The sequence below is a fragment of the Pseudomonas sp. NPDC087817 genome (assembly GCF_044742875.1).
Taxonomy (GTDB): Bacteria; Pseudomonadota; Gammaproteobacteria; order Pseudomonadales; family Pseudomonadaceae; genus Aquipseudomonas.
Map to the genome: position 1 here is coordinate 60,756 of NZ_JBIUVJ010000018.1, position 12,547 is coordinate 73,302.

At 60.4% G+C, this 12,547-nt stretch carries 14 protein-coding genes; 6 read left to right on the forward strand and 8 right to left on the reverse strand.

Translation table 11 applies throughout. The features are described from left to right. Positions 1–4: 4 nt before the first annotated feature. The gene (locus ACIONG_RS14800) at positions 5–1,039 is read left to right on the forward strand and encodes a type IV pilus twitching motility protein PilT (RefSeq protein ID WP_401300483.1); all 1,035 of its coding nucleotides are present in this window, start codon (positions 5–7) and stop codon (positions 1,037–1,039) included. Positions 1,040–1,158: 119 nt separating this feature from the next. Here the strand turns inward: ACIONG_RS14800 and ACIONG_RS14805 are convergent, their stop codons facing one another. After that, positions 1,159–1,782, reverse strand: coding sequence for a C40 family peptidase (locus tag ACIONG_RS14805; protein ID WP_201236439.1), 624 nt, complete (start codon positions 1,780–1,782; stop codon positions 1,159–1,161). Positions 1,783–2,030: 248 nt separating this feature from the next. On the opposite strand from ACIONG_RS14805, the gene ACIONG_RS14810 reads away from it, so the two are divergent. Next, positions 2,031–2,465 carry a TM2 domain-containing protein gene (locus ACIONG_RS14810; RefSeq protein ID WP_103304302.1) on the forward strand — a complete coding sequence of 145 codons (435 nt, stop codon included), beginning with the start codon at positions 2,031–2,033 and terminating at the stop codon, positions 2,463–2,465. Between the two features lie 100 nt (positions 2,466–2,565). On the opposite strand, the gene ACIONG_RS14815 is transcribed toward ACIONG_RS14810, so the two are convergent. The 7 genes from ACIONG_RS14815 to gshB form a co-directional block, all read right to left on the reverse strand. Next, positions 2,566–3,837 carry a dihydroorotase gene (locus ACIONG_RS14815; protein WP_401300488.1) on the reverse strand — a complete coding sequence of 424 codons (1,272 nt, stop codon included), beginning with the start codon at positions 3,835–3,837 and terminating at the stop codon, positions 2,566–2,568. Further along, the gene (locus ACIONG_RS14820; RefSeq protein WP_401300491.1) at positions 3,834–4,838 is read right to left on the reverse strand and encodes an aspartate carbamoyltransferase catalytic subunit; all 1,005 of its coding nucleotides are present in this window, start codon (positions 4,836–4,838) and stop codon (positions 3,834–3,836) included. Before ACIONG_RS14820 ends, ACIONG_RS14815 begins: the two co-directional genes overlap by 4 nt. 27 nt (positions 4,839–4,865) lie before the next feature. Then, positions 4,866–5,372: a bifunctional pyr operon transcriptional regulator/uracil phosphoribosyltransferase PyrR gene (gene pyrR, locus ACIONG_RS14825; RefSeq protein ID WP_103304300.1), complete on the reverse strand. Its 507-nt coding sequence runs from the start codon at positions 5,370–5,372 to the stop codon at positions 4,866–4,868. Positions 5,373–5,453: 81 nt separating this feature from the next. Continuing rightward, positions 5,454–5,891 carry a Holliday junction resolvase RuvX gene (ruvX, locus tag ACIONG_RS14830; protein WP_064589634.1) on the reverse strand — a complete coding sequence of 146 codons (438 nt, stop codon included), beginning with the start codon at positions 5,889–5,891 and terminating at the stop codon, positions 5,454–5,456. Further along, on the reverse strand, positions 5,891–6,463 hold the full coding sequence (locus ACIONG_RS14835; RefSeq protein ID WP_103304299.1) for a YqgE/AlgH family protein: 573 nt from the start codon (positions 6,461–6,463) through the stop codon (positions 5,891–5,893). Before ACIONG_RS14835 ends, ruvX begins: the two co-directional genes overlap by 1 nt. 193 nt (positions 6,464–6,656) lie before the next feature. Further along, positions 6,657–7,556: an energy transducer TonB gene (locus tag ACIONG_RS14840; protein ID WP_103304298.1), complete on the reverse strand. Its 900-nt coding sequence runs from the start codon at positions 7,554–7,556 to the stop codon at positions 6,657–6,659. A 106-nt stretch (positions 7,557–7,662) separates the two neighbouring features. Beyond that, positions 7,663–8,634, reverse strand: coding sequence for a glutathione synthase (gene gshB / locus ACIONG_RS14845; protein WP_401300496.1), 972 nt, complete (start codon positions 8,632–8,634; stop codon positions 7,663–7,665). Positions 8,635–8,859: 225 nt separating this feature from the next. On the opposite strand from gshB, the gene pilG reads away from it, so the two are divergent. The 4 genes from pilG to ACIONG_RS14865 all read left to right on the forward strand — a co-directional run bounded on the left by pilG (position 8,860) and on the right by ACIONG_RS14865 (position 12,542). Further along, positions 8,860–9,264: a twitching motility response regulator PilG gene (gene pilG, locus ACIONG_RS14850; protein ID WP_007913673.1), complete on the forward strand. Its 405-nt coding sequence runs from the start codon at positions 8,860–8,862 to the stop codon at positions 9,262–9,264. Between the two features lie 60 nt (positions 9,265–9,324). Further along, positions 9,325–9,690 (forward strand): twitching motility response regulator PilH, encoded by a 366-nt coding sequence (gene pilH, locus ACIONG_RS14855; RefSeq protein WP_401300499.1) that lies wholly within the window; start codon positions 9,325–9,327, stop codon positions 9,688–9,690. A 10-nt stretch (positions 9,691–9,700) separates the two neighbouring features. After that, positions 9,701–10,240 (forward strand): chemotaxis protein CheW, encoded by a 540-nt coding sequence (locus ACIONG_RS14860; RefSeq protein WP_103304296.1) that lies wholly within the window; start codon positions 9,701–9,703, stop codon positions 10,238–10,240. A gap of 247 nt (positions 10,241–10,487) precedes the next feature. Beyond that, entirely contained in the window at positions 10,488–12,542 is a 2,055-nt protein-coding gene (locus ACIONG_RS14865; RefSeq protein WP_401300502.1) for a methyl-accepting chemotaxis protein, read from the forward strand. The last annotated feature ends 5 nt before the right edge of the window (positions 12,543–12,547 follow it).

Consider the following 12,547-nt stretch of genomic DNA (forward strand, 5'->3'; position numbering starts at 1 on the left):
CGCTATGGATATCACTGAACTGCTGGCCTTCAGCGCCAAACAGGGAGCTTCCGACCTGCACCTGTCGGCCGGTCTGCCGCCGATGATCCGAGTCGATGGCGATGTGCGGCGGATCAATCTGCCGGCGCTGGATCACAAGCAAGTGCACGAATTGATCTACGACATCATGAACGACACCCAGCGCGTCGACTTCGAGAAACACCTGGAAACGGATTTTTCCTTCGAGGTCCCCGGTGTTGCACGTTTCCGGGTCAACGCCTTCAACCAGAACCGTGGCGCCGGCGCGGTGTTCCGCACCATTCCATCGAAGGTGCTGAGCATGGAAGACCTCGGCGTGGGCGACGTCTTTCGCAAGATCACCGATGCCCCGCGCGGGCTGGTGCTGGTCACCGGGCCGACCGGCTCCGGCAAGTCGACCACGCTGGCGGCGATGATCGACTACCTCAACACCCATCGCCATCACCACATCCTCACCATCGAAGACCCGATCGAATTCGTTCACGAATCGCGCAAATGCCTGATCAACCAGCGCGAAGTCCACCGCGATACCCGCAGCTTCGCCACCGCGTTGCGTTCAGCACTGCGCGAAGATCCGGATGTGATCCTGGTGGGCGAGATGCGTGATCTGGAAACCATCCGCCTGGCCCTGACCGCTGCCGAGACCGGGCATCTGGTGTTCGGCACGCTGCACACCACCTCGGCGGCGAAAACTATCGACCGGGTGGTCGACGTATTCCCCGGTGATGAGAAGTCGATGGTGCGCTCGATGCTGTCGGAGTCGTTGCTGGCAGTTGTGTCCCAGACGCTGATCAAGAAGATCGGCGGCGGACGGGTGGCGGCGCACGAGATCATGCTGGGAACGTCGGCGATCCGTAACCTGATCCGCGAAGACAAGGTGGCGCAGATGTATTCGGCGATTCAGACGGGTGGGGCGTTGGGGATGCAGACACTCGACATGTGCCTGAAGGACCTGGTGACCAAGGGCTTGATCAGCCGCGAGCATGCGCGGGAGAAGGCGCGTACGCCGGATAATTTCTGAGAGGATGATCGTTCCCGCGCTCTGCGTGGGAATGCCTCGATGGACGCTCCGCGTCCGCTTTGGGACGCAGAGCGTCCCGGGCTGCGTTCCCACGCAGAGCGTGGGAACGATCTGCGGTGTTAGCGTTGAACTACGCGCAGCTGCTTGCTGGCCGGTTCTTTCGGCAGCACACGCTTGGCCACCACGTAATGCTTTTCCCAATACGGCTTGTTCAGTGTATCGATGCTCACCGACTTGCCACGGCGCGGTGCGTGGATAAAGCGGTCGTTGCCTAGGTAGATGGCAACGTGATTGACCCGACGGCTCTTGATGTTGAAGAAAATCAGGTCGCCCGGCTTCAGATCCTTGCGTTCGACTTTCTCGCCATGCCCACTGGCCATGGCATTGGAAGTACGTGGCAGGTCGAATGTGGCGTCGTTGAACGCGTATTTCACCAGGCCACTGCAGTCGAAGCCTTTACTTGGGCTGCTGCCGCCCCAACGGTATGGCGTACCGAGGACGTTCACTGCGCGGCTAAGGACATTACTGCTTTCCTTGTTGGCCATCGGCGGTACCAGCTTGCCGTGGCTCTTGCTGCTCAGCGTGGTGACTTTGCTTTGCTTGCTTTTGCTCGATGGAGCAGAAGCATGAGATTTAGGGGTGAAACCGTTAACGTTGGGAAGACGTTGCTCACGATTGGTGGCGTGGGCGGCCAGTGGCATTAATAGGCAAATGGTTAGCCATGTCTTGAAAAATGGTCGCATTAGGCGTGGCTCTTCAGTGATAGCGCGCAACTTTATAACAGCTTTTTTGTCCCTTCCGAGGCCGTTGGTCGATTGACTCTGGAGGCAACGGAACCAAATAAGCGGCAAATTGACGCGATTGTCGGACAGAAGTCCTGTGCTACAAGGCTTTGGAGGTAGCAACGGTAACATTTGCCATACGTCGGCTACCTGTAAAAAAGTCACAAAGAATTCAAGAATATTTATCTATCGAGTGCAACGAGGTCTTCATGAACAGCTATCAGCTACCCCGTGTGAAGGAAAAAGACACCCACAGCAAACTCATCGGTTATCTGCTGTGGATCTTCGGATTCACCGGTGCTCACCGCTTTTATTACGGCAAGCCGGTGACCGGGACGATCTGGTTCTTCACCTTCGGTTTGCTCGGAATTGGCTGGCTGATCGACGTGTTCCTGATCCCGGCGATGGATCGCGAGGCGGATCTGCGTTTTGCCGAAGGGCCGATCGAGTACAACGTGGCGTGGATTCTGCTGACGTTTCTTGGCGCGCTGGGCGTGCACCGGATGTATCAGGGCAAGTGGATCAGCGGGCTGATCTATCTGCTGACGGGCGGGTTGTTCTTTATTGGCGTGCTGTATGACTTCTGGACGCTGAACGATCAGGTCTCGGTGCGTAACGCCGAAGGCAGAGGCGCTTTCCAATAAGCCATCGCTGGCAAGCCAGCTCCCACAAGGTCTTGCGCAATTTTCGGGTTAGCGCAAAACCTGCGGGAGCTGGCTTGCCAGCGATTGGGGCAACCCGGTATTAAAGCTGGTGGCTGATCCGCCCATCCACCAGGGTATAGCGAACCACACCCGGCAGACTGTGCCCCAGGAACGGGCAGTTCTCGCCCTTCGACAGCCAGCTTTCACCGGCAACGGTCGAAGCCTTCGGATCGAATAGCACGATATCCGCCGCACCGCCCACCGCCAGTTTGCCCGCCGGCAGACGCAGCGCGTCAGCCGGACCTGCGCTCAACCGAGCCAGCAAAGTCGGCAGATCGAGCAAACCATCCTCAACCAACGTCATGGCTAACGGCAGCAGCAGTTCAACACTGCTGATGCCCGGCTCGGTCGCGCCAAACGGTGCCAGTTTGGCATCACGCTCGTGCGGCTGGTGATGGCTGGAAATTGCCGAGATCACACCGGACTTCACCGCTTCACGCAGGCCATCGCGATCGGCGCGGGTGCGCAGCGGCGGTTGTACGTGATAGAGGCTGCTGAAGTCGATCAGCGCTTCGTCGGTCAGGATCAACTGATACAGCGCCACATCCGCCGTCACTTTCAAACCACGAGCCTGAGCCTGAGCGATCAGGGCCACGCCGCGAGCGCTGGTCAACTGGCTGAAGTGCGCACGCACGCCAGTTTGCTCGACCAGCAACAGATCCCGAGCCAAAGCTACGGTTTCCGCCGTTTCCGGAATCCCCGGCAGACCGAGGAAACTGGCGACGGCGCCTTCGTGGGCCAGGCCACCTTCGGCAAGATCGTGATCCTGCGAGTTGAAAATCACCGTCAGATCAAACGTCGCTGCGTATTCCAGCGCCCGGCACAGGGTGCGGGTATTGCGGAAACTCTCCAGGCCGTTGCCGAATGCCACGCAACCGGCGTCACGCAGCGCCACCAGTTCCGCCAGTTGCTCACCGTCCAGACCTTTGCTCAGCGCGCCAATCGGGAACACCTTGGTGTTGCCGGCCTCACGTGCGCGGTCGAGGATCAGTTCGGCCACGGCGGAGGTGTCGAGCACCGGTTTGGTTTTCGGCGGGCAGCACAGGCTGGTCACGCCGCCGGCGGCGGCTGCGCGGGTTTCGCTGGCAATCGAACCTTTACGGCTGTAGCCCGGCTCGCGCAGGGCGACGTTCAGGTCAACGAGGCCCGGAGCGGCCACAAGGCCTTGAGCATCAATGGTTTCAAGTGCGCTGAAACCGGCCGGAGCGGCGCCGAGGGCGACGATCTTGCAGGCTTCAACGTGGATATCGGTGATTTGATCCAGGCCGCTGCTTGGATCGATGACGCGGGCGCCGAGAATGCTGAGCTTCACTGGGCGTTCTCCTGCTCGAATTGACGCTGGGCTGTTTGCCCGCTCATGGCCATCGACAACACGGCCATACGAATCGCGATGCCGTAGGTCACCTGATTGAGGATCACCGAGTGCGGGCCGTCAGCCACCGCCGACTCGATCTCCACGCCACGGTTGATCGGCCCCGGGTGCATGACGATGCAATCGGGTTTGGCCCCGGCCAGACGCGCGGTGGTCAGGCCGAACAAGCGGTAGAACTCGCCTTCGCTCGGCAGCAGGCCGCCGGTCATGCGCTCACGCTGCAGGCGCAGCATGATCACCACGTCGACGTCTTTGAGGCCTTCGGTCATGTCGGTGTAGACCTTCACGCCGTATTGCTCGATGCCGATCGGCAGCAGGGTTTTCGGCGCGATCACGCGGATGTCCGGGCAGCCGAGGGTCTTCAGGGCGAGCATGTTCGAGCGCGCCACCCGTGAGTGCAGGATGTCGCCGACGATCGCCACCGAGAGGTTTTCGAAACTGCCCTTGTGCCGACGGATGGTGAGCATGTCGAGCATGCCCTGGGTCGGGTGGGCGTGACGGCCGTCGCCGCCATTGATGATCGCCACTTGCGGGCAAACGTGTTCGGCGATGAAGTGTGCGGCGCCGGAATCACCGTGGCGCACAACGAACATGTCGGCCGCCATGGCTTCGAGGTTGCGCAGGGTGTCGAGTAGCGTTTCACCCTTGCTCGCCGACGAGGTCGACACGTTCAGGGTGATCACGTCCGCCGACAGCCGCTGGGCCGCCAGTTCGAAGGTGGTGCGGGTGCGTGTGGAGTTTTCGAAGAACACGTTGCACACGGTCTTGCCGCGCAGCAACGGGACTTTCTTCACCGCCCGGGCACCGACGTCGAGGAACGAGTCGGCAGTGTCGAGGATTTCCGTCAGCATCTCGCGGCGCAGGCCGTCGAGCGAGAGGAAGTGGCGCAGCTGGCCCTGATCATTGAGCTGCAGCGGGCGCTTGGTATCTAGAGGCGTCATCGCGAGGGGGACTCTCAATAGGGCGGATTAAAGGGAGAAATCTTGCAGTTCGAGCGTCAGCGGCTCGGGGCCGGACAGCTTCACGCGCTCGTGGGCGGCCAGCGCCAAGGTCGCGCCGACCACGTTGGGGCGGATCGGCAGCTCGCCGGCGTCCAGGTCGAGCAGGCAGACCAGAGTCACGCTGGCCGGGCGGCCGTAGTCGAACAGTTCGTTCATGGCGGCGCGGATGGTGCGGCCGCTCATCAGTACGTCATCGATCAGCACCAGATGCTGGCCTTCGATCTCGAAGGGCAGGGCGGACGGGCGCACTTGCGGGTGCAGGCCGTTCTGGCTGAAATCGTCGCGGTAGAAGGAAACATCCAGCGTGCCCAATGGCGAGTCGCTGCCCAATTCCTTGAGCAGGGCTTGCGCGACCCAGATGCCGCCAGTGCGAATGCCGATGTAGCGCGGTTCGCTGATGCCACGCTGGGCAAGGTGCGCCTTGAGGCGGGTCGCCATCTGGCTGATCAGATCGGCGGGATTGGGCAGACTCATGGTTGCTCCTTCTTTGACCCGAGCCGCGTCCTGCCGGACATGGCTGGGTTTTTAGCCAAAAGAAAAGCGCCGAAGCGCTTGTCAGGATTCAAATAGTGCGGTGTTTTCATCGAGCCAGCCCTGCAACAGCAGAGCGGCAGCGATTGCATCCACCGGGTTGTCGCGGTAACTGCCTTTCTGGCCGCCGCGGGCCAGTCGCTCGCCTTTGGCTTCAAACGTGGTCAGGCGTTCGTCGTGGGTATAGAACGGCAGGTTGAAGCGGCCATTGAGGCGGCGGGCGAATTTCTCGGCGCGTACGCACATGTCGCTCGGTGTGCCGTCCATGTTCAGCGGCAGGCCGACGACAACGGCGTCAGGTTTCCATTCTTTTATAAGGGCTTCGACCTGGTTCCAGTCCGGCACGCCATTCTGTGCTTTCAGGGTGCACAGCTCGCGGGCCTGGCCGGTAATCACCTGACCGACGGCAACGCCGATCTGTTTGGTGCCGTAGTCGAAGCCGAGAATCAGGCGCAGGGCCATCAGGCGTGCCCCGCCTGGCTGGTCAGCAGGCTGAGGTTGATCCCCAGGTGTTTGGCCGCTGCTTCGAGGCGCAATTCGCTGCTGGTGTTGAACAGGATGTCGGCGTCGTAAGGGCAGGTCAGCCACGCATTGTCGGCCAGTTCCGCTTCCAGTTGCCCGGCTTCCCAGCCAGCGTAGCCGAGGGCGATCAGGCTTTTCGCCGGGCCGACACCGTCAGCGATGGCGAACAGCACGTCCTGTGAGGTGGACAGTGCCAGGTCACCTTCAAGCTCGGCGGTGGCCTGGAAGGTCTTGCCCGCCGGGTGCAGGACAAACCCGCGATCGGTCTGCACCGGGCCGCCAATGAAGATCGGTACATGCTGGCAGAGGGCCGGCGGATCGATGTCCGGGCGCAGTTGCTCAAGAATGTCCGCCAGATTCAGCTCCTGCGGTCGATTGACCACAATCCCCATGGCGCCATTGGCCGTGTGCTCGACGATGTAGGTCAAGGTGTGGGCAAAGTTCGGGTCGGCCATGTGCGGCATGGCGATCAGGAAGTGATGCTTGAGGTAGCTGGGGCTGACGTTTTTCATGAGCGATAGTGTGGCGTTCAAGGGGCGAACTGACAAGCTGGAGATATCTGGGAAGTGCTGCAAAAAAACGCGAGCGATGCTGACCCCTGTGGGAGCGGGCTTGCCCGCGATGGCGTCAGGTCAGTTGCCATCAATGTCGGATGTGCCGGCCCCATCGCGGGCAAGCCCGCTCCCACAGGGTTTTGCAATGCCTTTAATTGCTCGAGAGCTTGTCGCCCCGGGCGAATTTCCAGGTGCGGATGATTTCCAGTCGGTCGATATCCGACAAGTCCCCGGTAAACGGGGCAAACGGTGCCGCCAGGCGGACAATGCGCTGCGCCGCCTGATCCAGCAGCGGCTGACCCGACGACTCTAGCACCAACACTTCATACAGCGAACCATCGCGGTTGATCGAGACCATCAGGCGCAGGTTGCCGTAGATCTGCTTGCGCCGGGCTTCTTCGGGGTAATTGAGGTTGCCGATACGCTCGACTTTCTTGCGCCAGTCATCCTTGTACCAGGCGCCTTTGTCGCGCATGGTCGAGGCCGCACTCAAGCGGTGAATGCGCGGGCGCTTGGCGTACAGCTGTTGTTCCTTGGCCAGTTCCGCTTCGAGGCTGGCGATGTCGCTGGACAGTTGCGAACTGTCGAACTCAGGCGCGTCGACCGTCGGTTTGACTTCGGTCTTGGTTTCTTCTTTCTTCGTCGGCGCCTTTTTCGGCTTTGGCGCCACGGTGGTCACCGCTGCCTTGGGCGCGGCCTCCTGCACTTCCGGTTTGGCGGCCGGTGGCGGAGTGACCTTTTTCACCTGATTGTCCTGGAACGGCGCGACCTCGGTGGTCTTCGGAATCGCCTTCTTGTCCAGCGTGCCGCTGCCTTCCTGGTTTTCCTGAGCGAGGAAATCAGCTTTTTTCGGCTTGGTTTCGCTCTTGAAGGTGGCGAGGGTGATTTCCAGGGTTTTGCTGATTTGCTTGGGCTCGACCATCGTGAAGCCGACGCCAAGCAGCAGCGCCAAATGAATCAGCGCCGCAAGAAACAGGGTAAATCCGAGGCGATCGGCCGGGCGCACGCCACGGTGGGCGAGTTCTGCGGGCAGATCGGACGGGAGGGTCATGACAGAAAAACCAACATCGCGTTTTTACGGGCTCGGCATGATAACGCAATGTTGGTTTTTAGCTGCAAGCTTCAAGCGGCAAGCGACAAGCTGCTCACCACTGACTTCAAGCTTGCGGCTTGCGGCTCGCAGCTTGCAGCTTGCTTTCAATGGCATCCATCAACATGCCGCCAATGTCAGTGCCAAACGCATTGTCGATTTCACGGATGCAGGTCGGGCTGGTGACGTTGATTTCGGTGAGGCTTTCGCCGATCACGTCCAGGCCCACGAACAGCAGGCCTTTCTCACGCAGGGTCGGGCCGACTTGTGCGGCGATCCAGCGATCCTTGTCGGTCAGCGGACGGGCTTCACCACGACCACCGGCAGCAAGGTTGCCACGGGTTTCGCCCTGTGCCGGAATCCGCGCCAGGCAGTAATCCACCGGCTCGCCGTCGATCATCAGGATGCGTTTGTCACCGTCCTTGATCGCCGGCAGATAGGCCTGGCCCATGATCTGCTGGCCACCGAGGGCGGTCAGGGTTTCCAGAATCACCGACAGGTTCGGATCACCGGCGCGGTGACGGAAAATCGACGTGCCACCCATGCCGTCCAGCGGCTTGAGGATCACGTCGCCATGCTTGGCGGCGAATTCACGCAGCACATCGGCGCGACGGCTGACGATGGTCGGCGGGGTGCACTGCGGGAACAGCGTGGCGAACAGCTTTTCATTGCAGTCACGCAGGCTCTGCGGCTTGTTGACCACCAGCACGCCGGCGGTTTCGGCCTGTTCGAGCAGGTAGGTGGAGTAGACGAACTCCATGTCGAACGGCGGATCCTTGCGCATCAGGATCACGTCCAGATCGCTCAGCAGATTGTCCTGCTCGGCGTCCAGTTCGAACCATTTTTCCGGGTTGGCGAAGACTTTCAGCGGCTTCATCCGCGCCCGCGCGTGGCCTTCGGCCTGATACAGGTCGCGCTGTTCCATATAGAACAGTTCCCAGCCACGCTTCTGCGCGGCCAGCAGCATGGCCAGCGAGCTATCCTTTTTATAGGAGATGCTGGCGATAGGGTCCATGACAATCCCGATGCGAACGCTCATTGGGTTTTCCTCGAAAATTGGCTACCGGATCGGTATGAAAAAAGTGCCGCCAGAGTGGCGCCGGGCGGGTTTTCGGTCAAGGGAAAACCCGTCGATAGATTGCATCTGGAGACTGTGCTAAAAAGGCTGGCATAGCGTGCTGGCCCTTGAGCATCAAGGGTTTCCAGCCATTACTCATCGCAAAACGGACAATTTGATTCGCAAAGGCGACGGTAGAGCCCCCTTATGGAACAGCAGTCCAGCGCCTTGAAGGTCATGGTGATCGATGACTCGAAAACGATTCGTCGCACCGCCGAAACACTGTTGAAGAATGTGGGCTGTGAAGTCATCACGGCCATCGACGGTTTCGACGCGTTGGCGAAGATCGCCGACAACCATCCCGGGATCATTTTTGTCGACATCATGATGCCGCGTCTGGATGGTTATCAGACCTGCGCTTTAATCAAGAACAACAGCGCGTTCAAGGCGACACCGGTGATCATGCTGTCGTCCAGGGACGGGCTGTTCGACAAGGCCAAGGGGCGGATTGTCGGCTCCGATCAATTTTTGACCAAGCCTTTCAGCAAGGAAGAACTGCTCAACGCGATTCAAGCCCATGTTCCGGGCTTCGCCGCCGTTTTGCCGCAGTAAGACACGTACAGTGACGCTCGGCCAGTGGGCCGGGGGTCGACAAGAAAAATGGGGAAAACCATGGCACGTATCCTGATCGTCGATGATTCGCCGACTGAAATGTACAAACTGACCGGCATGCTCGAAAAGCACGGTCACGAAGTGCTCAAAGCTGAAAACGGCGCCGACGGTGTCGCACTGGCCCGTCAGGAAAGGCCCGATGCAGTCCTGATGGACATCGTCATGCCCGGCCTCAACGGTTTCCAGGCGACCCGTCAGTTGACCAAGGATGCCGACACCAGTCACATCCCGGTGATCATCATCACCACCAAGGATCAGGAAACCGACAAGGTCTGGGGCACCCGTCAGGGCGCCAAGGACTACCTGACCAAACCGGTCGACGAAGACACCCTGATCAAGACCCTGAACAACGTGCTTAAAGGCTGATCGCGCAACCATGAGCGAATCGCTGACCGCGTTCGAACTGCTCTGGCAGATTGACCAGCGCTGCCGCCTGTTGGCGGCCGACCTGCCGTCGCAGCCTGCGCGCCAGGATCGCTGGAGCGGTATCGGTTTTCGCCTTGGCGAGCACTGGTACGTTGCGCCGATGGGCGAAGTCAGCGAAGTGCTGCACGAACCGCGCTTCACCCAGTTGCCCGGGGTCAAGCCGTGGGTCAAAGGGGTGGCTAACCTGCGCGGGCGGCTGCTGCCGATCATGGATTTGTGCGGTTTCTTCGGGCATGAGCTGTCGCCCTTGCGCAAGCAGCGGCGGGTGCTGGTGGTTGAGCATGGCGACGTGTTTGCTGGATTGATGGTCGACGAGGTCATTGGTTTGCAGCACTTCGAGCAGGACAGTTTCGAACCTGTTTCGATCAGCAAACGCCAGGGCTCCAAGGCCGAGTTCGTCAAAGGCTATTTCCGACGCGAGCAGAACTGGCGGGTGTTCAGCCTGTTTGCCCTGGCTAAATCACCGGTGTTCATGAGTGTCGCAATTTAGTCGAAACAACAGAGAATCCATTGTGGGAATGGGCCATGTGGTAATGGGATTCTGTGGTGAGGGGATTTATCCCCGATGGGCCGCGCAGCGACCCCAGAACATGAGTTGTATCTGATACATCTCAAATGTAGGTTTTGGGTCGGCTTCGCCAACCATCGGGGATAAATCCCCTCGCCACAGAATCCCTTCACTTTCCAAGGCTAGTTCCTACAGGTTCTACCGGTGAGCTTCAAACAGGCGAGGACCGATGACAAAAGCAAAAACAGGCAAGCCAGCGGAAGGATCGCGCAGTCGCTCGCAGATCATCGTGCTGTTCATCGCACTGATCGTGTTCATCATGCTGCTGTTCGCCAACTTCGCTTACCTCAACACCCAGGCGAACTACGACAAACAGTACATCGGCCATGCCGGTGAGCTGCGCGTGCTGTCGCAACGCATCGCCAAGAACGCCACCGAAGCTGCCGCCGGCAAGGCTGCCGCGTTCAAGTTGCTCAGCGATGCGCGCAACGATTTCGCCCAGCGCTGGGGTTACCTGAAAAAGGGCGACCCGGCTACCGGCCTGCCGCCCGCGCCAGCCACCGTGCGCCCGGAAATGCGCGCCGTGCAGCTCGACTGGGAACGCCTGCTGAAAAACACCGACGCCATTCTCTCCAGCGAACAGACTGTGCTGTCGCTGCATCAGGTCGCCGCGACACTGGCCGAAACCGTGCCGCAGTTGCAGATCGAATACGAAAAAGTCGTCGAAATCCTCCTGCAACGTGGCGCTCCGGCCGCGCAAGTGGCGATGGCCCAGCGTCAGTCGCTGCTGGCCGAACGCATCCTTGGCGCGGTCAACACCGTGCTCGCCGGCGACGAAAACTCGCAGCAGGCCGCCGATGCCTTTGGCCGTGATGCCACGCGTTTCGGCCAGGTGCTCAACGGCATGCTGCAAGGCAACCCGACGCTGAAAATCACCCAGGTCGAAGACCGCGATGCCCGCGCCCGTTTGAGCGAGATTTCCGAGCTGTTCCAGTTCGTCTCCGGCTCCGTCGATGAAATTCTCGAAACCTCACCGGAGCTGTTCAAGGTCCGTGAGTCGGCAAGCAACATCTTCAGCCTGTCGCAAACCCTGCTTGACGAAGCCTCGCACCTGGCCACTCGTTTCGAGAACCTTGCCGGCGGGCGCAATACCGACACCATCGGCGGTTACGTCCTCGGGTTGCTGGCGCTGGCGTCGATCATCCTCATTGGTCTGGTGATGGTCCGGGAAACCAATCGCCAGTTGCGCGAAACCGCTGAGAAGAACGAGCGCAATCAGAACGCGATCATGCGCCTGCTCGACGAGATCGAAGACCTCGCCGACGGCGACCTCACCGTGACCGCCTCGGTGACTGAAGACTTCACCGGCACCATCGCCGACTCGATCAACTATTCCGTCGATCAACTGCGTGATCTGGTCGCGACGATCAACCTCACCGCCGGCCAGGTCGCCGCAGCGGTACAGGAAACCCAGGCCACCGCCATGCATCTGGCGCAAGCCTCGGAGCATCAGGCGCAGCAGATTTCTGAAGCGTCGACGGCGATCAGCGACATGGCGCAGTCCATCGATCAGGTCTCGGCCAACGCTGCCGAGTCTTCGGCGGTGGCGGAGCGGTCGGTAGAAATCGCCAACAAGGGCAACGAGGTGGTGCACAACACCATCCACGGCATGGACAACATTCGCGAACAGATTCAGGACACCGCCAAACGCATCAAGCGCCTCGGCGAGTCGTCACAGGAAATCGGCGACATCGTCAGCTTGATCGACGACATCGCCGACCAGACCAACATCCTCGCCCTCAACGCGGCGATTCAGGCCTCGATGGCCGGTGATGCCGGGCGCGGTTTTGCCGTGGTTGCCGACGAAGTGCAGCGACTGGCCGAGCGCTCGTCTGCCGCCACCCGGCAGATCGAAACGCTGGTGCGGGCGATCCAGACCGACACCAATGAAGCGGTCATTTCCATGGAACAGACCACCACCGAAGTGGTGCGCGGCGCACGACTGGCGCAGGATGCCGGAGTGGCTCTGGAAGAAATCGAAGGCGTGTCGAAGACACTCGCGGCGCTGATTCAGAGCATCTCCAACGCGGCGCAGCAGCAGACGACATCGGCCGGGCAGATCTCGCTGACGATGAACGTGATCCAGCAGATCACCACGCAAACGTCGTCGGGCTCCACTGCCACCGCCGAGAGCATCGGCAACCTGACGAAAATGGCCAGCCAGTTGCGCCGTTCGGTCTCCGGTTTCACCTTGCCGGCAGCGCCGACGACGGATAAAGCGTAAGCGGA